This window comes from Acinetobacter sp. ABJ_C4_1 (assembly GCF_044538495.1).
Lineage (GTDB): Bacteria > Pseudomonadota > Gammaproteobacteria > Pseudomonadales > Moraxellaceae > Acinetobacter > Acinetobacter nosocomialis_A.
In genome coordinates this window covers 294,418-314,973 of the sequence record NZ_JBIUCQ010000002.1, presented here as the reverse complement: position 1 = coordinate 314,973, position 20,556 = coordinate 294,418, and the positions used below count along the sequence as shown (strand labels likewise).

Here is a 20,556-nt window from a genome sequence, read left to right as displayed (position 1 = left end):
GATCATTACCAGCTACCAAGTTGAAAAATCGCATATTTCAGGAATACATTAATATTATTATAATTTTATAAGTTCAGCGCAGTTATTCTATACAGTATAACTGATAAAGCGTATTTAAAATGGAGTACATCTTATCATCCTTTATGGAGTAGAAAATTTGTTTGCCATCACGACGTGTTGAAACGACATCACTTTTACGTAGCATCATCAATTGTTGTGAAAGGGTGGGTTGGGTGATTTGCGTTTTCTCTTCGATTTGAGAGACATTCAACTCCTCATGAGCTAAGTGACATAAAATTAATAAACGGTCAGTGTTAGCTAAAGACTTTAATGTTCCTACGACTGAATCAGCCGCATTTTTCATTTCTTCAATTTGGAGTCCATCTTTCATACTTTATACCTATATCAATATGGCCGGCATAGTATAGATTGATCTTATGAAAATGAATGTAGCAAAACTAATCAATCCAATTGTTTTTGTTGAAAAGGTTTATAAGTGTAATTGATAAATATATAGCATTATTAAGGTATAACAATAATTTGTAGTTGTTTTGTGTCAAAAGTGTTGCATTGTGTGAGAAGCGTAATTGTTAAGTATAAATGAAACAATGTCAAAGAAAATAAATCCTCTTTTTTGCTCCATCAATAGTTAATTCTGATTTATGTTTAAAAGGGGAATAAAAAAAGATTGAGTTTTTACTTTTTAAGGATATAATCGATCCTGTACAGACAGGTCTGTATATTCTAGTTTGGGATGTATAGTCCAAAAAAAACGTCTAACTCTAGACTAGAATGACTTTCAGACGCAGCGTGATGAATAAGAAGAAGATTCAACAATATAAGAAGAATAATATCACGCTTTATTTTTTAGTGTGCAACTTTTTCAAACTCAATAAGTTTCTCTACACGCTTCCAATAATCATAAATTTTTACTGAGCCATGTTCGACCTGAGCTTGAATGGTCATGCCTTCTAATATATTGACTAATAACAATGCCAGAGGACGAGACTCTTCAATTTCATGCTGGACAAGAAGGTCTTGCATGAGTTGCGTTAACCATATTTTATATAAAGTCGCTGGTTGATGTGTTGAAGGGTATTGTTTTAATACTTCTTCTAAAGCTTTTTGAAACATACAGCCATTAAAGTCTTCGCTATTAAACCAATCTGAATACCATAAGAAAATTGCTTTGATACGACTCAATGGGTCGTTTTCATCTTCTTTAGATATAGCAGCAGTCAGAGAATTCTGTAAAAGTGAGTTTCTTAATAATAAACACTCTTCAATAAGTTTCTCTTTTGAAGGGAAGTATTTATAAAATGTCATTTTTGCTACACCAGACTCACTGATGATACGATCAACCCCTATAGAGTTATAACTATATGAGTTAAAAAGTCTTAAAGCAGTGGTAATGATGTCATCTTTTTTTGACATATTTTAGTAGCCTCACACAAAAAAATGCTCTTAGCCTAAATGGTCGAGTGTATAAATAAAAAGCACGAACGCACAATTTTACATTGTATTGATTGTTATTGATAGAAAAAAATGGGTTTTTTAAAAGCAATAGAACTTCAAAGCATAATGCTCTAAGTATGAATTTTATATTTATTGAAAAAATTTCTATGTCTTAATCAGACGTATTAACTAGATAATTTTTTGATGTAGAAAAATAAATTTATACCATAGACATACAGCCATAAAATAGATTTAAAGAATGGTATATTTAAACATGTATTTATAAAAGAAAAAAGGAGAAATTTTATAAATTCCTCCTTTTAACGTATTTAAGCGATATTATTCTGCAGGTGGCAGTAACATAAGAATTGAATCATTCAATAATTGAACAATATTCTCTAAAATATCTAAACTGCTCAGCTCGTCGTTGAAAGGGATGCTTTCTCCATCTGCAATTGCTTTGAGTTGAGTGGCAAAAGATTCCACTATTGGTAAATCTTCTCCATTACCCCAAAACTTTAAAGTGCCATTTTGTTCTGTATAAAGTAGACGAGAAGCTGGTTCAAGCAATAGTTCATAACCTTCTGACAAAATAGCATTGAGATCTTCAATTTCGATTTCGTCTGGTTCAGGAATGTTATCTGGATATTTAGGCTCAGTCATATACGCCATGATGGCAGCATCAAGTACTGATGAGTTTTGCAACTGAGCTAAAACTAACTCTCTTAAATAAGCCAATTCTTCTTTATTAATTTCACCAACTTGAGGAAGGTTCTTTCTAGCAATATCTACAACTGGATTCTGTAGTAATTCATCAGTCGCAAATTGATCGCTAATTCTATCGATCATGCCTGAAACATTAGGCATACGGAAACCAAATGAGAACGTTAAACAATCATCTTCGGCAACGCCATAATGTGATAATCCTGGTGGGACATATAATAAGTCACCAGGTGCTAAAACTTCCTCAAAATGAACATCGATTTCTGGCAATAGCTTTAATGGTTGATTAGGAACAAGTTCAGTGCTTGCATCACACATTTGGCCTAATTGCCAACGACGGTGTCCATGTCCTTGAACAAGAAATACATCATAAAAGTCAAAATGTTTTCCAACTGAACCACCTTTAGGAGCATAAGAAACCATGATGTCATCACGACGCCATTGGGGAATGAAAGGAAATTTCTTCCATAAACCAGCTAAATCAAATGAATAATGATCAACCGCTTGTACCAAGAGTGTCCATAACTTTGGTAATTTTTGAAAGTCACCTTTGGTTAGAGGAGACGACTTTACATGCCATTCATTTGGATTTTTGTCTTTCTGACGGATAAGACGCGCACTAACATGATCTTCTAAAGCGAATTCTCTCACATCATTTGGCTCCAACATGCCAATGATTTCAGGCATGGCATTACGCACAAGTAATGGTTTTTTCTGCCAATATTCTGTTAAAAACTGTTCAGCAGTAATGCCGCCTAGAACGGTTAAAGGTTCTGTCATGGAGATAACCTATAAGTTAAGCTAAAAAATATTAAGGAATTTGAAGTTCAAGCTGTCTTAAAATCTGGCAAAGCTGAATCATGGATAAACCCATTAGGGTGGTTTGATCTTGGCCTATCATTTTCTCGAATAAACTAATGCCAAGACTTTCGCACTTAAAACTTCCAGCACAATGAAGGGGTTGGTCTAAATCGACATATCTCTCGATTTCAAGCTGAGTTAAATTGCGAAATTTAACTTGATAATGTTCAACTAGAGTATGTTCAAAGTTTTTTTCAAGACATTGGACGCTTAAGGCTGTACTAAAAAAAACTGTTCTGGCTGAGTTTGCTGCTAACTGGGCTTTAGCATTTTCAATCGTTAATGGTTTGCCAATAAAATCATGAGGTGCATGTTCTCGCCATGCGACTTGATCTGATCCAATTACAATCGCTTGAGGATTATTCTGAGCAATCACCTGAGCTTTAGTAAATGCTAGTCTTTTCGCTAAATCATCAGCATGAGTCTCGCCACGAGGAGTCTCATCAATATCTGGACTAATACAGATATATTCGATTCCCAAACGATTCATCAAATCCTTACGTGTTTGACTACTCGATGCCAAAATAATTTGGGGGTGTTTCATTACACTGCATATTCCATCAATACATCTAATGGGACATAGCTTAATACTGCTTGATGGCAGGCATGAAGTTTGACAGGTGGTGCTTGACCAGCTTGATATGCTTCTACCCAACGAGTTACGCAAATGCACCAGAAGTCACCTGGTTGTAGACCTGGAAAACCAGCTTCAGGTAGAGGCGTAATGAGATCGTTGCCAACTTTTTGCGAAAAATTTAAAAACTCAGACGTCATTTGAGCACATACGGTATGTTGCCCAAGATCTGTTACAGCTGTATGGCAAAAACCATTTCGAAAATAACCCGTAATAGGGTCAAAACAGCAGCTTGCTAAAGGTTCACCTAAAACATTTAAACGATTGATTTGTGGATCTGGATGAATAGACATAATGGATGAAATATTAAATTACTACCTCTATCATAATCAAAACTTTGGCTTTCTACAGCTTTTATGCAAAAAAACTAACCTTTTTTGATGTAATCATTTAAAATTGGCGCGTTTTTAAAATCATAAAGAGAGCTTTACATGAATTTTCAGCGTATGACTGACCTTAACTTAGCAGGTAAACGTGTACTTATTCGTGAAGATTTAAACGTTCCTGTTAAAAATGGTGTGATTACCAGCGATGCTCGTTTACGTGCAGCACTTCCAACAATAAAAGCTGCTTTAGAAAAAGGCGCGGCTGTAATGGTATTTTCGCATTTAGGTCGTCCTGTTGAAGGTGAACCAAAGCCTGAGCAATCGCTTGCACCAGTTGCAGCATATTTAACTGAAGCACTAGGCCAAGAAGTTAAATTATTTACTGACTATCTTGATGGCGTAGAAGTTCAAGCTGGCCAAGTAGTTTTGCTTGAAAATGTTCGTTTTAACGCGGGTGAAAAGAAAAATAATCCGGAGCTTGCACAAAAGTATGCTGCTTTATGTGATGTATTTGTGATGGATGCATTCGGTACTGCTCACCGTGCAGAAGCTTCTACAGAAGGCGTAGCACGTTTTGCTCCTATTGCAGCTGCTGGTCCATTATTAGCTGCTGAATTAGATGCACTTGGCCGTGCAATGCAAACACCTGAAAAACCAATGGTGGCTATTGTTGCTGGCTCTAAAGTTTCAACAAAACTTGATGTTTTAAATTCATTGTCTACTATTTGCGATCAACTTATTGTTGGTGGTGGTATTGCAAATACTTTCCTAGCAGCTGCAGGTTATAACGTTGGTAAATCTTTATACGAAGCTGACTTGATTGAAACGGCAAAACAAATCGCTGCTAAAGTAAGTGTTCCACTTCCTACAGATGTTGTTGTTGCTGATGCATCTCAAATTAATTTTGAAGATTTCTTAGGTTCTTTAGCAGCAGCACAAGCAGTTGTTAAAAAAGTTGAAGATGTAACAGCAAATGACATGATTTTAGATGTGGGTCCTGAAACAGCTAAAGCATTTGCAAATATTTTAACAACATCAAAAACGATTCTTTGGAATGGTCCTGTTGGCGTATTTGAAGTTGATCAATTTGGTGAAGGTACTAAAGCACTTTCTCTTGCAGTTGCTCAATCTGACGCATTCTCAATTGCTGGCGGTGGCGATACTCTAGCTGCGATTGATAAATATAATGTTGCTGACCAAATTGGCTATATTTCAACTGGTGGTGGTGCATTCCTTGAGTTTGTTGAAGGTAAAACTTTGCCGGCAGTTGCAGTTTTATTAGAACGTGCATAATACATATATGTAAAAATAAGAAGGGGTTGGGTTCAACCCCTTTTTCATGGATAAGTCATTAAATTGTCATATTTCTGAAATAAAATAATGAGCACTAAATCACCAATTGTGGAAAATAGTGATGAATTTAAAACTTACCTTAGCTGCTTTGTTAATTGTTCCAGTGATGTTGACTGCTTGTGCTAAAAAAGAGGAGTCTTCTAAAGCAGGGCAAGATGCTGCTTCTACAGCAGTTGCTGATAAAGTAACTCCTGAACAGCAAGCTACAATTGATTCGCTTGATAAGCCAGTTTTAGATGAAAAGAATACCGATGTGGTTGAAGGTGGCGCGTCTAGCGAGCCGGCTGCTTCAGAAACTCATTAATTTGTTGTATTTTGTTAAAAAGTCCCTGCAAATGCAGGGATTTTTTTTGAAATACTGTGATTTGTTGCTGAATTGAAATAAATGACAAGGTAGAATAAGCCGCACTACCTGGGAGGATATTATGGCACTCATTTCAATGCGCCAGCTCTTGGATCACGCTGCAGAACATAACTACGGCGTACCAGCATTTAACGTAAATAACTTAGAACAAATGCGTGCAATTATGCTTGCCGCGGATGCAACCAATTCACCTGTAATTGTTCAGGCATCAGCTGGAGCTCGCAAATATGCAGGCGCTCCATTCTTGCGCCATCTTATTTTGGCTGCAATTGAAGAATGGCCGCACATTCCAGTGGTAATGCACCAAGACCATGGTACAAGCCCTGATATCTGTCAACGTTCAATTCAGCTTGGCTTTAGCTCTGTAATGATGGACGGTTCATTAGGTACAGATGGTAAAACACCTACATCTTACGAATACAACGTTGATGTAACTCGTAATGTTGTTGCTTTGGCACATGCATGTGGTGTTTCTGTTGAAGGTGAGATTGGCTGTTTAGGTAGCCTTGAAACTGGTATGGCTGGCGAAGAAGATGGTGTTGGTGCGGAAGGTGTACTTGATCACTCACAACTTCTTACTTCTGTCGAAGAAGCGACTCAATTTGTTGCTGATACCAATGTAGATGCATTAGCGATTGCTGTGGGTACTTCACATGGTGCTTACAAATTCACTCGTCCACCTACAGGCGATATCCTGGCAATTGACCGTATTAAAGAAATTCATGCGGCATTACCAAATACTCACCTTGTTATGCATGGTTCAAGCTCTGTACCACAAGAATGGTTGAAAGTAATCAATGAGTTCGGTGGTGATATTAAAGAGACTTATGGTGTACCTGTTGAACAGCTTGTAGAGGCAATTAAACATGGTGTACGTAAGATCAATATCGATACAGACTTACGTTTAGCATCTACTGGCGCAATTCGTCAGTTTATGGCTGAAAACCCAGCTGAATTTGATCCACGTAAATACTTTGCTAAAACTGTAGATTCAATGAAGCAAATTTGTATTGATCGTTATGAAGCATTTGGTACAGCTGGAAATGCTGACAAGATCCGTCCAATTTCTTTAGAGAAAATGGTTGATCGTTATAAATAATTCCCGTTAGGGTTTGATTTATATAAACCGGTTATGTAAATAACCGGTTTTTTATTCGCCAGATTTTATTCATAAAAAAACCTGTGATAACACAGGTTTTAATAGCAGCAAAAGACTTACTTTTGTAAGTTCTTTTTGTCGAGGCTAGGGTCTTTAATTTCTACATATGCATTAGCACGTACTTCTCGTAACCAGCTATCAACTTCGGTATTGAATTGACGCTCACCTAAAATTTGACGTGCCATACGCTCTTGATATTCATGAGTCATATCTTTTTCGCGTTTATCTGTCACTTGTAGAATATGCCAGCCAAATTGAGTTTGGAAAGGCTCACTAATTTGACCTACAGGAATTTCCTGCATTTTTTTGTCAAACTCAGGAACCATCATACCTGGTGTAACCCAACCTAAACTACCGCCATCACGTGCTGAACCTGTATCATTTGAATAGGTTGCAGCAAGCGTAGCGAAATCTTGTCCCGCCTTTAATCGCTTGTAAATGCTGTCAATAATTTGTTTCGCATTTTCAGGACTTACCACTTCAGATGGCTGAATAAGAATATGGCGAGTTTGATATTGCGGTACTAATGCTTTTTGTTCATTTTGCTTGCGTTCTAAGAGTTTTAGAACATGTACACCATCACGTACAGAGATTAAATCAGTTGTTTGACCATCTTGCAGTGGAGTAATACGAGCAGCAAGCTCTGCTGGAATATCAGAAAGAGGGCGGAATCCCATATCTGCACCTTCAACTTTTACAGTCGCAGTGGAAAGCTTTTTGAGAGCATTTATGTCATTGCTTTGAGCAAGCTTTGAACGGACTTCCTTAGCTACATTCTGAACTTCTTGAGAGTTGTCTCCAGCAATTCGCATATGAATCACGTGAGCCTGATTACCTAGAGCAGCTTGTCCTTGTGGAGACTTTAAAAAATTGTCGACATCTTGGTCACTAATTTTAATACGAGACATCACTTGTTGCTGACGCAGACGATTAATTGCTAAATCTTCAGCAATACGGCCTCGTAAGTTTTCATATGTTCCTGGAGCAATTGCATCTAACTTTTGTTGAAAGGCTTCTAGACTTTTACTGCCAGATTGACTTGCTACTTTTAGTACTGCCTCGTTTAGACTTTTCTCATCAGGTTTAATGCCATAACGTTTTACTTGTTCAAGTTGAGCTTGACGTAAGATGAGTTGATCTAAAACCTGAAATTGTAGGTATTGTTGAGGGGGTACTTCTTTTTTTTGTGCTTGCAATTCGTGAGCAGCTTCAGCCATTCCTTGTTCAAGGTCACTTTTTAAAATTACGCTATTGTCCACAATTGCCACAACTTCATCAGTGGGTTGGGCAAAACTATGCATTGATGAAGATATTAATACAGCAAGGGTTGTTGCTTTAAAAAACTGTTTAAGATGCTTTGCCTTCATTAACGTTGTGTCCAAGATTGATTAATTTTGTTAAAACCTAAAACGCGATTTTCAAGTATAGACGCGAGTTTATTGTTTAAACCACCTAAACCTTTAAGCGTAATTTCAGCCATAATCGCGCGTTTCTCGTTAACATTAGGAGATTTTGGATCATCAAGGTCGTTATAGTAAGAACGGCCATAGACTGAGATACCCCAGCAACATGATTCATAGTTAACACCTAATAACAGCTCACGAGCCACATCATTGTCCATGTCATATTGAACAAGACCCATAATACGCCAGTTGTCTTTAATTGGTTGTATAAAGGATGCAACAACTTGATCATAAGTTTCTTGACGACCAGGAATATTTTTGCGATAGAAGTAACCTAAGTTGTATAGGTTGCCTTTGTCACCTGTATAGTAAACTTGGAAGTCTCGCTGAGCGTTATCACCGTTTGACATCCATGCTGAATTTGCTGCAATCGTAAAGTTCTGGTTGAGTTGGCTTGTTAAGCTTACAACTGGTCCTGTATTGCGCTCAGTATCAAATGCATCGGGTTGATTTTGTAGAGTTACACGTCGATCTTCAAAATAATAGCTTTGGCCTACACTTGCACGTAAACGTTCTAAGCCCACCGTATCAAATAAACTATAACTTACACCCAATGATAAGAAATTGTTGTCTTCAAGGCGGTCATGTCCATAGAAGCGGTAAGGGTTAAATAATTGATCGTAATTAACCGATGCTGAAGTTGAGTCAAAGTTTGGATAACTGTTCTGATTTTTATAAGGAGCATAAGCGTAAAAAGCACGAGGTGTAATGGTTTGGAGATATTTACCATCGCGCTCAAATGTCAGACCTGTATCTAAAGTAAACTGGGGTACAACAACTGATTTGGATTCTGAACTAGCATCTAAGTCTTGTGAGGCAATACTGTCTTTGTCATAGAAAGTCTGAATAGAACGTACAGACACTTCAGGGATAACGAAAGCCGCTGGTGTACGATAGTTATAACGTGTTGCGAACTGGTTATAAATACGCGTACCACTACTTTCCTGAGCAGAACCATCATTAATTGATTTTTTGAAGTATGCCGTATCGTTATTAAATTCGTATTGTAAACCTTGTGGGTTACCTGTGACATAGTTTAATAAAAACTGTGGTAAACGGGCATAAGGTTTGTTTGCATCCAGAACTGAAGGGTCTAGTGTCTGGAAGTCCTCAACTTTAAGCTGAGCTTTTAAACCTGGAATGCCATGCTGGTAGTTTAGCTCCCAAGCTCTACGAAGATTTACATCAGTTTTAGAGTTCGGACTGCTGTCTAAGTCTGCAAAATAATCTTTATCAGATGCATAGTGATATTCAAGGTTGGTAGACCATTGATCATTAATATTCCAATTGTGGAGGAAATTAAAATCTTTACGGTCTTTATCGTTATATTCTTTATCAGATGGAAGAATACCGCCTGATATTACCCCTGCACCAAATCCATCCGTTAAATAGCGAAATTCACCTTTGAGCATAGCTCCACGTTCTGATAGATATCGTGGAGTAATCGTTGCATCATAATTAGGTGCAAGATTTAAATAAATTGGAACAGAAAGTTCACCGCCACCACCACTATTTGAGAAACCCGAGAAACCAAACTGAGGGTTAAGAATACCTGTAGTTCGACGGTCATCAATTGGGAAGTTAAAGTATGGGACTGCTATAACTGGAACATCTTTAACATAGATCTTTGCATTGCGAGTGACGCCTCGACCAGTTTCCTGATTCAGCTCAATTTTATTAGCCTGAATTTTCCAAGCAGGTTTTTGACCTGGTGGACAAGTGGTATAGCTTGCATCATTAAGAACCATTACATTTGGAGATGTTCTTTCGATTTTTCCAGCGTGACCATGTGCATGCTGCTGTTCAGAAATATAAAAACTATTATTTAAATCGCCAGTTTGAGTCTTTAAATTGTAATTAATTTCATCACTTTGAGAGAGTAAGCCGCCTTGGGCTAACTGAACTCGACCTTGTGCATGAGCAAATGTTTGAGTTTTATCGATGGTAACTTTATCGGCACGAACAGTACGACCTTCTTGGTCTATTACTACGTTTCCTTCTAGCTCAGAGTCGCCAGCAGGGTTGTAATGACCGTAATCGGCAGTTACAACCGATGTAGCCTTATCTGCATCTAATGCTTTAGTTTCAGGATTGATTGGTGTAATCCAAGTTCCTTGACAAAATGCCGAACTCAAATATTTATTATTGCGCAACTGTGCCTCAGGTGCAGATTTATCAACATAATATTGTTGAAAGAATTCCTGCCCTGGATAGGCTTCCTTAATACTCGCCTTAAGTTGATTATTGTCTATGTTGGAGACAACACCAGCTGACTCAGCATAACTTGATTGTATGGAGCCACATAAGAGCGTAAAAATAGCGGTCGCTAAAGGATTAAATTTAAACTGATGCTTCATTGTCTCATTAACCAAGTATGCTAATTCACAATTAATTATTGTCGCATCATAGAGAAAAAGTTTATAAGTGGCTACACTTAACCCTTCAAAAATCTCAGCTTGTTTTAGATTTTATTGCAAATGAATACACAACGTGAACAATTGATACATACATGGCTTACATCTGTTCTTGAAAATGATCAATTTCAGATCGCTTATTTAGCAGGGGATGCCAGCTTTCGTCGTTATGCTCGCATCCAGTTACAAAATAAAACGTATATGCTTATGGATGCGCCTCCTGAAAAAGAAGACTGTGTTCCGTTTGTAACGATTGACGAGTTTTTTGCGGGTCATGGGGTTCGAGTACCTCAGATTGTTGCAAAAGATTTAACTCAAGGTTTTCTGTTGTTAGAAGACTTTGGTGATGTACTGTTGTCGACATTATTGAATGATGCAACAGTTGATCAATATTATGAACAAAGCTTTAAGCAGCTCACTCATTTGCAATCGATTAATGGTACTGATCATTTCCCGGTTTATTCTTATGAAAAGCTTGTATCTGAAATGCAGCTGCTAACAGATTGGATGTTGCCATCACTTGGGATTCATCCAACGGCTGAGCAAAAGAAAAATATTGATGATGCATTTGATTTCTTAGCTCATGCTGCATTGACTCAGCCTCAAGTTATTGTGCATCGTGATTTTCATAGTCGTAATTTAATGAAAATTACCAATGAAGAGGAATTGGGAGTAATCGACTTCCAAGACGCGGTTATTGGCGCCGATACTTATGATTTAATCTCGATTACACGTGATGCATATGTGCAGTGGAACGCTGAGCGTGTTTATCAATGGTTTAAAGTTTTCTATGAGCTTTTACCAGCATCTGCTAAACAAAACCGAACTTTTGAGCAATTTAAGCGTGATGCCGATTTAATGGCAATTCAACGCCATATCAAAATTTTGGGTATTTTTGTCCGTTTGTTTGAGCGAGATGGTAAATCTGGATACTTAAAAGACTTGCCGCGAGTCATGTGGTATTTACTTGAAGAGAGCCGTGGTTACGCTGAACTTGACGAGTTTATGGTATTTATAAATAACATAGTAATGCCTAAATTTATCGAGAAATATGGTCCCTATGAGGTAGCCGCATAATGAAAGCAATGATTCTTGCTGCTGGCTTGGGCAATCGTATGCGTCCACTCACGCTATATACACCAAAGCCTCTGCTTGAGGTGGGAGGTAAGCCACTTATTGTGTGGCATATTGAAAAACTTAAGAATATGGGTGTGACCGAAATCGTCATCAATTCTGCGTGGTTAGCCGACAAACTCATCAGTAGCTTGGGAGATGGCTCTCAATTTGGTGTAGACATCCGTTGGACACGAGAAGAAGAAGGACTAGAAACAGCTGGCGGAATTATTAATGCTTTGCCACTGCTTGGAACAGATCCTTTTATTCTAGTGAATGGAGATGTATGGACCACAATGGATTTTGAAGCTCTACGCGATATTAAGCTAAATGATGATTTGGTTCATCTTGTGTTAGTTGATAATCCTAAACAACATCCTGACGGCGACTTTACATTATTGGATGGGCGCGCTTTTGCATTCGATCAAGATGTGAAGGGTGAGAACCTTACTTTTAGTGGTGTATCTGTTATCCATCCTAAGCTTTTTGATGGATTGGAACATGGTAAACGTCCTTTAGCTCCACTATTAAAGCAAGCGATGCAAAATCAAAAGGTATCTGCTCAAAAGCTTAAGGGTGCATGGGTAGATGTGGGGACGCCAGAGCGCTTAATGGAGCTAGATTTGCAAATTCGTGAAGGCTTCTACGATTAACTGCGTAATCGCTAATCGTTAAATAGTGTTCCACGATGCATAAATGGGTATACTTTGTTTTAAATTTTACTTAGATGTTATCTGTTTATGCATCCATTTTTTCAAGAGTTACAACAGGGTAGTCAGAAATTAGGTTTGTCGCTTAGCGATGAAGCTTTGACATTATTGTTGAAGTATCAAGATGCGTTGGTACTTTGGAACAAAGCTTATAATCTAACAGCGATTCGTGATCCGAAAGAAATGTTAGTGAAGCATTTGTTAGATAGCCTAAGTATTTTGAAAGATTTGCCAGCAGGCCGTTTACTCGATGTAGGTACAGGTGGCGGTATGCCAGGCATGATCATTGCATTATGTCAGCCGGAACGCTCATGTGTATTGCTTGATTCAAATGGTAAGAAAATTCGTTTTTTGAAACAGTTTATTGCTGACCTTAAGCTTAAAAACGTAGTAGCCGTGCAAACACGCGTTGAAAATCAAGATACAATTGATGAGCTTGGCCAATTTGATGTGATTACAAGTCGTGCATTTGCATCGTTAACTGATTTTGTTGATGCTGCGCGTCCATATTTGCATGAGCAGAGTATAATTGCTGCGATGAAAGGACTGATTCCAGTTGAAGAAATGGAAGAGCTTAAGCAGGAATTTTCATGTAAAGTGATTGAACTGCATGTACCAAGACTTGATGAACAACGTCATTTACTTTTACTTCAACGAATTTAAATAAAAAGTATTAGGGTTACCATGGCTCAAATTATTGCGATTGCAAACCAAAAGGGTGGTGTTGGTAAAACAACGACTGCAGTAAATCTTGCAGCATCACTTGCTGTATTGAAAAAACGTGTGTTACTTGTTGATATAGATTCACAAGGTAATGCCACGATGGGGTCTGGTATTCAAAAGAATGATCTACTTTACTCAATCACTGATGTTTTATTGGGTGAAGTGCCAATTGAAACTGCAATTCAAAAGGCAGAGGTTGGATATAAAGTTTTGGGTTCAAATCGTGAGCTTTCAGGTGTTGAACTGGCAATTGCCGAACAAGAAGGCCGTGAATTCATTTTAAAGAATGCTCTGAACGAAGTTAGAAATTCTTTTGACTACATTATTGTTGACTGTGCACCTAGCTTAAGTTTAATTACGGTAAATGCCTTAGCTGCCGTAGATAGTGTAATCATTCCTATGCAATGTGAGTACTATGCATTAGAAGGTTTGGCTGATTTAACCCAAACTATCGATCGTATTCAAAAAGCATTAAATCCTGATTTAGAAATTATTGGTGTTTTACGTACGATGTACGACGCACGTAATGCTTTAACTCGCGATGTATCAGCTGAGTTAGAACAGTATTTTGGTAAAAAGCTTTATGACACCGTGATTCCTCGTAACGTTCGATTGGCTGAAGCGCCTGCACACGGTTTGCCAGTTATTTATTTTGAAAAGAGTTCAAAGGGTGCAGTTGCATACTTAAATCTTGCAGCTGAGATGTTAAAGAAAAGTAAAGTGAAGAAAGGAAGTAAAGTATGAGCATCAAAAAACGCGGATTGGCGAAAGGGCGTGGTTTAGATGCATTACTTGGTTCAATTCAAAAAGAAAAATTACAACTAGAAGCTCAAGCACTTGATCACGGGCAGTTAAAGCAAATTGATGTGAATTTGTTGAAACGAGGTGAATATCAGCCACGTCGTTTTATTCATGAGCATGATTTGCAAGAGTTGGCATCTTCTATTGAAAAACATGGGGTGATGCAACCAATCGTTATTCGTCCTGTAGATGATGAAGCTCATCCTTACGAAATTATTGCAGGTGAGCGTCGTTGGCGTGCAGCACAAATTGCTGGTTTAACTGAAATTCCAGCAATTGTTCGTGATTTAAATGACCAAGTCGCGATTGCTTTAGCGCTTATTGAGAATATCCAACGTCAAGATTTAAACCCAATTGATCAAGCCTTGGCATTGCAACGTTTTCATGATGAGTTTGGTTTAAGTCATCAGGAAATTGCCGATACTGTAGGTAAGGCGAGAACAACGGTCAGTAACTTGTTGCGTCTATTGAGTTTGGCTGATGACATTAAAGAATTTATGCAACAAGGTCAGCTTGATATGGGCCATGCTCGTGCGATCCTGACCTTAAAAGGTAAAGAGCAACTTGAAGTTGCCAACATTGTTATCGAAAAAGGATTATCTGTTCGTCAGACTGAGCAGTTGGTTCGTGATTGGAACGAACCTAAACAGGAAAAGGAAAAAACTCCTGTTGCACCAGATATCGAGCAATTGACACAGAAACTCTCTGAACGATTTGGTGCCAATGTTAAAATTGATCATAACCAGAAAGGTAAAGGTAAACTTGTTATTCATTATCATTCACTCGATGAGTTAGATGGTATTTTGAATATTTGTTTACCAGATTAATTCTAAGTTAGGTCATATATTTCTAATTTATATTCTTGGGGAAGAAAATATGTGGGAACTTGTGAAAGCGGGCGGCTGGTTAATGCTGCCTTTAATTTTGTGTTCAATTTTAACAGTCGCTATTAGTATTGAGCGTTTTATACGTTTAAGACGTTCACAAGTTTTGCCTAAAGCACTGATGAGTGATGGTAGTGCAGATATTTCTCATATCATCACGAATTTAGAGCAAGATACTGATGCCCCAAGCACAGCATTAGGAAATATTCTAAAAGCTGGTTTTGAGCATCAGGAGCATGGAGAGCAATTTGCTCGGGCTCAAATGGAAGCAATGGCTTCTCAAGAAATTTCTTATTTAGAAAAAAATATTAACTTCTTGGGAACTTTAAGTGCTATTGCACCTTTACTTGGGTTACTTGGAACGGTTGTAGGGATTATTGAGTCTTTTCTTGTGATTGATTTTGGTTCGGCAGGTAGCCCAAGCTTAATGATTCCTGGTATTTCAAAAGCCTTGATCACGACAGCGGTTGGAATGCTTATTGCAATTCCTGCTCTTATTTCATATCGCTATTTTCAAAGAGTGGTGCAAAATTACATTGCGGAGTTAGAACAGCAATCTACACTCTTCCATGCATCGTTGTTTTACAAACGTTCTTCAGTTACACAAGAACATCGCCGTGTTGGTTGATGGGTAGGGAACAAATATGAAGTTTAAACGTTCTCAAGTTGAAGACATTCATATCAATCTAACGCCTATGATTGATTGTTTACTGTTCATTCTGGTGTTTTTATTGTTATCTACCACTTTTAATCAGCCAAGTCGCATCAATTTAACTTTACCAGATGCCCAAGGTGTCCCACCAAAACAGTACGATCATAAAATTGAAGTCGTGGTAGACTCTAGCGGTCATTACGCTGTCAACGGTCAGGCATTATCTAGCAAAGATGTGGCTGATTTGAGCACTGCAATTAAGCAAATTGCTCAAGAGCGCCGTGATTTTATGTTTATCATCGCTGCTGATGCAAAAGCGTCTCATCAGGATGTTATTCGTGTTATGGATGTAGCAGGACAACTCGGTTTTGTTAACATCAATATTAGTACCAAAGTTCCTTCTAGAGGTTTTTCTGAGTGAATCAAGATTTTAAGGTTTATTTGCGTCTCATATCTTATTTAAAACCTTATTGGGGCGTGGCCTTATTAGTTCTTATCGGATTCGGTATGAACTCAGCAACAGAGGTTTCTGTTGCTAAGCTCATTAAATTTATTATTGATGCAATTCAAAATGCGAGTAGAGCGGATCTGGATTGGTTCCCTTTATTAATCATTTTATTGGTATTTTTCCGTGGCCTAGGCCTATTTATGGGTGGCTACTATACTGCTGTTATCTCACGTAGTTTAGTTTTTAGCATTCGCCAAGAAGTTTATGCAAAACTTTTAAGACTACCAGCTCAATATTATCTCGATAACTCTTCGGGACATATCACAGCCAAAATTATGTATAACGTCGAGCAACTGACAGCTGCTTCATCGGAGTCATTAAAAACCATCGTTCGAGATGGCATGATTACGCTGGGATTGTTAGGTTATTTGTTTTATACAAATTGGCGCTTGACCCTTTGTATTATGGTGTTCTTACCTATTATTGGTGTTTTGGTGCGTAGAGCTTCAAAAAGAATGCGTAAACTTTCACTGCAAGTTCAGGACACTATGGGTGATGTTAACCATGTAGTGCAAGAAAGTATTAGTGGTAGTGCAGTTGTTAAAAGTTTCGCTGGTGAAGAGTCAGAACAAGAGCGTTTTTATAAGTCATCTGAAGAGAACTTAAAACGCGGCTTAAAAATGGTGATTGTGCAAAACCTAAATAGCCCAGTTGTTCAAGTGGTCATGGCTTGTGCAATGGCTCTTATTGTATGGTTAGCCTTAAGACCACAAATTTTAGGTAATACAAGTGCGGGTGAGTTTGTTGCATATATTACGGCAGCTGGTCTTCTTTCTAAACCTGTTAAAAACTTAACTGATATTAATGAGAAGTTGCAGCGTGGTTTAGCGGCAGCACATTCAGTTTTTGAATTATTAGATTTACCTGAAGAAGAAAATAGTGGTCAGCTTAAACCTCAGTTGCAAGGTGCAATTCGTTTTGACCATGTTGTACTTAACTATGCTGATGGCACTCAGGCGATTAAGGACTTTTCTTTAGATATTCGCCCAGGTGAAACTGTTGCATTGGTAGGGCGCTCTGGTGCTGGTAAAACCTCTTTAGTGAACATGTTAGTACGTTTCCAAGAAGTCTCAAGTGGTCAAATTTATTTAGATGATTTACCAATACGTGATATTGAGCTTTCAAGTTTGCGTACACAAATTGCGATGGTAAATCAGCAAGTTGTTTTGTTTAACCGAACTGTACGTGAAAATATCGCTTATGGTCAGCTACATGATGCGAGTGATGAAGAAGTTATCGCGGCGGCAAAGGCTGCTTATGCTCATGACTTTATTATGAACTTACCAAATGGGTACGACACTGTCCTAGGTGCTCAAGGGCTAAATCTCTCTGGTGGTCAACGTCAACGTATTGCAATCGCCCGTGCAATTTTGAAAAATGCGCCTATTCTTGTTTTAGATGAAGCTACAAGTGCGCTTGATAATGAATCTGAGCATTTTATTCAGCAAGCATTTGATGAGGCGATGCAAGACCGGACAACGATTGTGATTGCTCATCGTTTATCTACAATTGAAAATGCAGACCGTATTGTCGTATTAGATTGTGGACAAATTGTTGAACAAGGTACTCATCAAGAATTACTTGCTAAGCATGGTGCTTATTATCAATTACATCAGCGCAATTTTGAGGACAACTAAGCATGTCTTTAGCCCAGCTGATACAAAATGCATGGAATAAACAATCAAATTGGTTAGTTGTTTTGCGTCCATTATCATGTTTGTATCGTGCTGGGTTTTTACTGAATCGTCATTTTTATAATTTAGGTTTTAAAAAGGTCTATGACGCACCTGTACCGGTTATGGTGATTGGAAATATTACAGTGGGTGGTAGTGGCAAAACCCCATTATTAATAGAACTGGTTAACTATCTAAAACAACATAACGTAAAAGTAGGTGTAATTAGTCGGGGCTATGGTGGAGCTGGTCCTTTTCCTATGTTGGTAACATCGGCCAGTCAGGCAGCTGAAGCAGGAGATGAACCTGCTTTGATTGTACAGTCAACTGGCGTACCTATGGCTGTAGGACCCAATAGACAAGCTGCAATCGAATTATTATTAGCATCGACAAAACTAGATTTAATTATTAGTGATGATGGATTGCAACATTGGGCATTAGGTCGTCAAATAGAATGGATCGTGCTTGATCAAAATCGTGGCCTTGGAAATAGAAAGTTATTACCAGAAGGTTATTTGCGTGAACCTGCTGAACGTTTAAAAACGGGTACAGTAATCGAGCATGCATTTGCCCCATTAACAACAATGCATATGCATCTAGATGCGGGGCAACCTTACTTGTTGAATCCTTCTTCAGCAACTGAATTATCATTCAATACTCAAAATAATTACCATGCAGTAGTGGGTATTGGTTTTCCTCAGCGCTTTTACCAAACACTTAAGGGGTTAGGTATAAACCAATTTCAAGAGCATGCTTTTCGTGATCATCATGATTACGTTATTGATGACCTTGTATTTAATGATGACCAGCCTATCATTACGACTGAAAAAGATGCAGTTAAGTTGTTGCCTTTACTTGAAAAGCATCCAGAATTTAAAGGGCCTATTTGGGCCGTACCTGTTAAAGCTGTTTTGTCTGAAGAGTGCTATCAGGTTTTAAATCAGCAATTGCAAAAGCTTGATATTCACATATCTTAGGAAGAAAAAATGAAACACATCGTTATTCCAGCACGCTTCTCAAGTTCGCGTTTGCCAGGTAAGCCATTGTTACTTATTCATGATCGTCCTATGATTTTACGCGTAGTAGATCAGGCAAAGAAAGTTGAAGGTTTCGATGATCTGTGTGTAGCAACCGACGATGAACGTATTGCTGGAATATGCCGTGCAGAGGGTGTTGATGTTGTTTTAACAAGTGCTGATCATCCATCGGGAACAGACCGTTTAAGTGAAGTTGCTCGTATTAAGGGGTGGGATGCGGATGACATTATTGTAAATGTACAAGGTGATGAGCCTTTATTGCCAGCTCAACTTGTTCAGCAGGTTGCGAAGCTTCTAGTTGAAAAACCAAATTGCTCAATGTCCACATTATGTGAGCCTATTCATGCTTTAGATGAGTTTCAGCGTGATAGCATTGTGAAAGTGGTTATGTCTAATCAAAATGAAGCTTTGTACTTTAGTCGTGCAACTATTCCTTATGATCGAGATGGTGCTAAACAAGCTGAACCAACTTTACATAGCCAAGCATTTCGTCATTTAGGTTTATATGCTTATCGTGTGAACTTGTTACAAGAATATGTTACATGGGACATGGGTAAACTTGAAAAGCTAGAGAGTCTTGAGCAATTACGTGTTTTAGAAAACGGGCATTGTATTGCTATTGCTATAGCAGAAGCGAATTTACCACCAGGTGTTGACACCCAAGCAGATCTTGACCGTCTAAATAATATGCCTGTTGAGTCTTTTGAGTAAGTGTTAATTTAATGAATCAGAATGTGACTTCTAAGGTTTATCCGTGGCAACAGACAATGTGGGAAACGTTAACAACACGTTTTCCCAATATTGGGCATGGCTTATTATTTTATGGTAAACAAGGTTGTGGTAAGCATGCTTTTGCCAAGCATTTTTTAGCATGGGTACTTTGTTTAAATAAGCAGCCTCAGGGGGCTTGTGGAGAATGTAGTAGCTGTCAATGGTTAAAATCAGACACGCACCCGAACTATGTTCATATCACGACTGATGAAGAAAATAAAAAACAGAATGCAAAAATTAAAATAGAAAAAATTCGAGATTTATTGCCATTTGTACAGCAAACTGGTGAAGGATGGCGTGTTATTGTCATTGAACCAGCTGAAGCTTTAAATCTTGCATCATCAAATGCACTGTTAAAAACTTTAGAAGAACCCGGTGAGCGCGTTGTTTTAATTTTGTTGGCTGATCACTATTTGAAATTACCAGCTACCATTCGAAGTCGCTTACAGCATTTTGCTTTAGACCGTATTTCATATGAGCAGGCAACATCTTATCTAAATGAACATTTGGCTGAAATCGCGGCAGTACCACCTGAATTATTGTTAGGTCTTTCTAATGATATGCCTTTGCAAGCAGTCGAAATTGCTACTAGTGATTGGTTTGCGAAAAGACAAACATTTTTAGAAGACTGGACTAAGGTAGTTAACCAAAAAAATATGCCTTTATTTTATTCAGCTAAGTGGCAGAAAGAGCTCAACTTTAGCGATTTTATGATGCTTCTTGAATACTTGTTAGGGGATTTAATTTGTGTCAAGCTGAACCAACCACAGAAAAATATTGATTTACAATTTGATCAATTGGCACAAAACTATAATTTAGAAAGCTTATTCAGTCTTTATGAGGAATTACAGCAATCTAAAAGATTGGTTGAACAAAATGTACAAACACAACTCATCACAGATCAACTTTTTATAAAATTAATGAACGTTTAA

21 protein-coding genes are annotated in these 20,556 nt (G+C 38.0%); 14 read left to right on the top strand and 7 right to left on the bottom strand.

Features of this window, described 5'->3' with window-relative positions:
* Window positions 1–82: 82 nt before the first annotated feature.
* From ACIF8R_RS04415 to ACIF8R_RS04395, 5 genes are all read right to left on the bottom strand, one after another.
* Window positions 83–391 carry a metalloregulator ArsR/SmtB family transcription factor gene (locus tag ACIF8R_RS04415; RefSeq protein WP_396479306.1) on the bottom strand — a complete coding sequence of 103 codons (309 nt, stop codon included), beginning with the start codon at window positions 389–391 and terminating at the stop codon, window positions 83–85.
* 476 nt (window positions 392–867) lie between these two features.
* Window positions 868–1,434 carry a TetR/AcrR family transcriptional regulator gene (locus ACIF8R_RS04410; protein ID WP_263613575.1) on the bottom strand — a complete coding sequence of 189 codons (567 nt, stop codon included), beginning with the start codon at window positions 1,432–1,434 and terminating at the stop codon, window positions 868–870.
* A 360-nt stretch (window positions 1,435–1,794) separates the two neighbouring features.
* Entirely contained in the window at window positions 1,795–2,958 is a 1,164-nt protein-coding gene (locus ACIF8R_RS04405; protein ID WP_396479304.1) for a JmjC domain-containing protein, read from the bottom strand.
* A 31-nt stretch (window positions 2,959–2,989) separates the two neighbouring features.
* The gene (locus ACIF8R_RS04400) at window positions 2,990–3,583 is read right to left on the bottom strand and encodes a Maf family protein (RefSeq protein ID WP_396479302.1); all 594 of its coding nucleotides are present in this window, start codon (window positions 3,581–3,583) and stop codon (window positions 2,990–2,992) included.
* Window positions 3,583–3,966 (bottom strand): DUF2237 family protein, encoded by a 384-nt coding sequence (locus ACIF8R_RS04395; protein ID WP_209833207.1) that lies wholly within the window; start codon window positions 3,964–3,966, stop codon window positions 3,583–3,585. Before ACIF8R_RS04395 ends, ACIF8R_RS04400 begins: the two co-directional genes overlap by 1 nt.
* Before the next feature lie 138 nt (window positions 3,967–4,104).
* Here ACIF8R_RS04395 and ACIF8R_RS04390 point away from each other — a divergent pair, with 138 nt between their 5' ends.
* The 3 genes from ACIF8R_RS04390 (at window position 4,105) to fba (ending at window position 6,815) form a co-directional block, all read left to right on the top strand.
* Window positions 4,105–5,292, top strand: a complete 1,188-nt coding sequence (locus ACIF8R_RS04390; RefSeq protein ID WP_396479300.1) for a phosphoglycerate kinase — start codon at window positions 4,105–4,107, stop codon at window positions 5,290–5,292.
* Window positions 5,293–5,413: 121 nt separating this feature from the next.
* A complete protein-coding gene (locus ACIF8R_RS04385; protein WP_263613579.1) occupies window positions 5,414–5,656 on the top strand; it encodes a hypothetical protein in 243 nt (80 codons plus the stop codon).
* A gap of 121 nt (window positions 5,657–5,777) precedes the next feature.
* Window positions 5,778–6,815, top strand: coding sequence for a class II fructose-bisphosphate aldolase (fba, locus tag ACIF8R_RS04380; RefSeq protein WP_002121428.1), 1,038 nt, complete (start codon window positions 5,778–5,780; stop codon window positions 6,813–6,815).
* Between the two features lie 116 nt (window positions 6,816–6,931).
* On the opposite strand, the gene ACIF8R_RS04375 is transcribed toward fba, so the two are convergent.
* Together ACIF8R_RS04375 and ACIF8R_RS04370 are read right to left on the bottom strand one after the other, a co-directional pair.
* On the bottom strand, window positions 6,932–8,242 hold the full coding sequence (locus tag ACIF8R_RS04375) for a peptidylprolyl isomerase (RefSeq protein WP_396479298.1): 1,311 nt from the start codon (window positions 8,240–8,242) through the stop codon (window positions 6,932–6,934).
* The gene (locus tag ACIF8R_RS04370) at window positions 8,242–10,695 is read right to left on the bottom strand and encodes an LPS-assembly protein LptD (RefSeq protein ID WP_396479296.1); all 2,454 of its coding nucleotides are present in this window, start codon (window positions 10,693–10,695) and stop codon (window positions 8,242–8,244) included. The genes ACIF8R_RS04375 and ACIF8R_RS04370 overlap by 1 nt, the downstream gene beginning before the upstream one ends.
* A gap of 120 nt (window positions 10,696–10,815) precedes the next feature.
* Here ACIF8R_RS04370 and ACIF8R_RS04365 point away from each other — a divergent pair, with 120 nt between their 5' ends.
* The 11 genes from ACIF8R_RS04365 (at window position 10,816) to ACIF8R_RS04315 (ending at window position 20,556) form a co-directional block, all read left to right on the top strand.
* On the top strand, window positions 10,816–11,829 hold the full coding sequence (locus ACIF8R_RS04365) for an aminoglycoside phosphotransferase family protein (RefSeq protein WP_396479294.1): 1,014 nt from the start codon (window positions 10,816–10,818) through the stop codon (window positions 11,827–11,829).
* A complete protein-coding gene (gene murU, locus ACIF8R_RS04360; protein WP_396479292.1) occupies window positions 11,829–12,518 on the top strand; it encodes an N-acetylmuramate alpha-1-phosphate uridylyltransferase MurU in 690 nt (229 codons plus the stop codon). Before ACIF8R_RS04365 ends, murU begins: the two co-directional genes overlap by 1 nt.
* 87 nt (window positions 12,519–12,605) lie before the next feature.
* Window positions 12,606–13,238 carry a 16S rRNA (guanine(527)-N(7))-methyltransferase RsmG gene (gene rsmG / locus ACIF8R_RS04355; RefSeq protein ID WP_032007248.1) on the top strand — a complete coding sequence of 211 codons (633 nt, stop codon included), beginning with the start codon at window positions 12,606–12,608 and terminating at the stop codon, window positions 13,236–13,238.
* Between the two features lie 21 nt (window positions 13,239–13,259).
* On the top strand, window positions 13,260–14,042 hold the full coding sequence (locus ACIF8R_RS04350; RefSeq protein ID WP_263613584.1) for a ParA family protein: 783 nt from the start codon (window positions 13,260–13,262) through the stop codon (window positions 14,040–14,042).
* Entirely contained in the window at window positions 14,039–14,926 is an 888-nt protein-coding gene (locus ACIF8R_RS04345; RefSeq protein ID WP_263613585.1) for a ParB/RepB/Spo0J family partition protein, read from the top strand. Before ACIF8R_RS04350 ends, ACIF8R_RS04345 begins: the two co-directional genes overlap by 4 nt.
* 49 nt (window positions 14,927–14,975) lie before the next feature.
* A complete protein-coding gene (locus ACIF8R_RS04340) occupies window positions 14,976–15,611 on the top strand; it encodes a MotA/TolQ/ExbB proton channel family protein (protein ID WP_263613586.1) in 636 nt (211 codons plus the stop codon).
* 16 nt (window positions 15,612–15,627) lie between these two features.
* Complete coding sequence (locus tag ACIF8R_RS04335; RefSeq protein ID WP_000669682.1) at window positions 15,628–16,056, top strand: biopolymer transporter ExbD; 429 nt, start codon at window positions 15,628–15,630, stop codon at window positions 16,054–16,056.
* The gene (gene msbA / locus ACIF8R_RS04330; protein ID WP_396479288.1) at window positions 16,053–17,780 is read left to right on the top strand and encodes a lipid A export permease/ATP-binding protein MsbA; all 1,728 of its coding nucleotides are present in this window, start codon (window positions 16,053–16,055) and stop codon (window positions 17,778–17,780) included. The genes ACIF8R_RS04335 and msbA overlap by 4 nt, the downstream gene beginning before the upstream one ends.
* Before the next feature lie 2 nt (window positions 17,781–17,782).
* A complete protein-coding gene (lpxK, locus tag ACIF8R_RS04325; protein WP_396479286.1) occupies window positions 17,783–18,793 on the top strand; it encodes a tetraacyldisaccharide 4'-kinase in 1,011 nt (336 codons plus the stop codon).
* Window positions 18,794–18,802: 9 nt separating this feature from the next.
* The gene (kdsB, locus tag ACIF8R_RS04320) at window positions 18,803–19,564 is read left to right on the top strand and encodes a 3-deoxy-manno-octulosonate cytidylyltransferase (RefSeq protein ID WP_396479284.1); all 762 of its coding nucleotides are present in this window, start codon (window positions 18,803–18,805) and stop codon (window positions 19,562–19,564) included.
* Between the two features lie 11 nt (window positions 19,565–19,575).
* Complete coding sequence (locus ACIF8R_RS04315; protein ID WP_396479282.1) at window positions 19,576–20,556, top strand: DNA polymerase III subunit delta'; 981 nt, start codon at window positions 19,576–19,578, stop codon at window positions 20,554–20,556.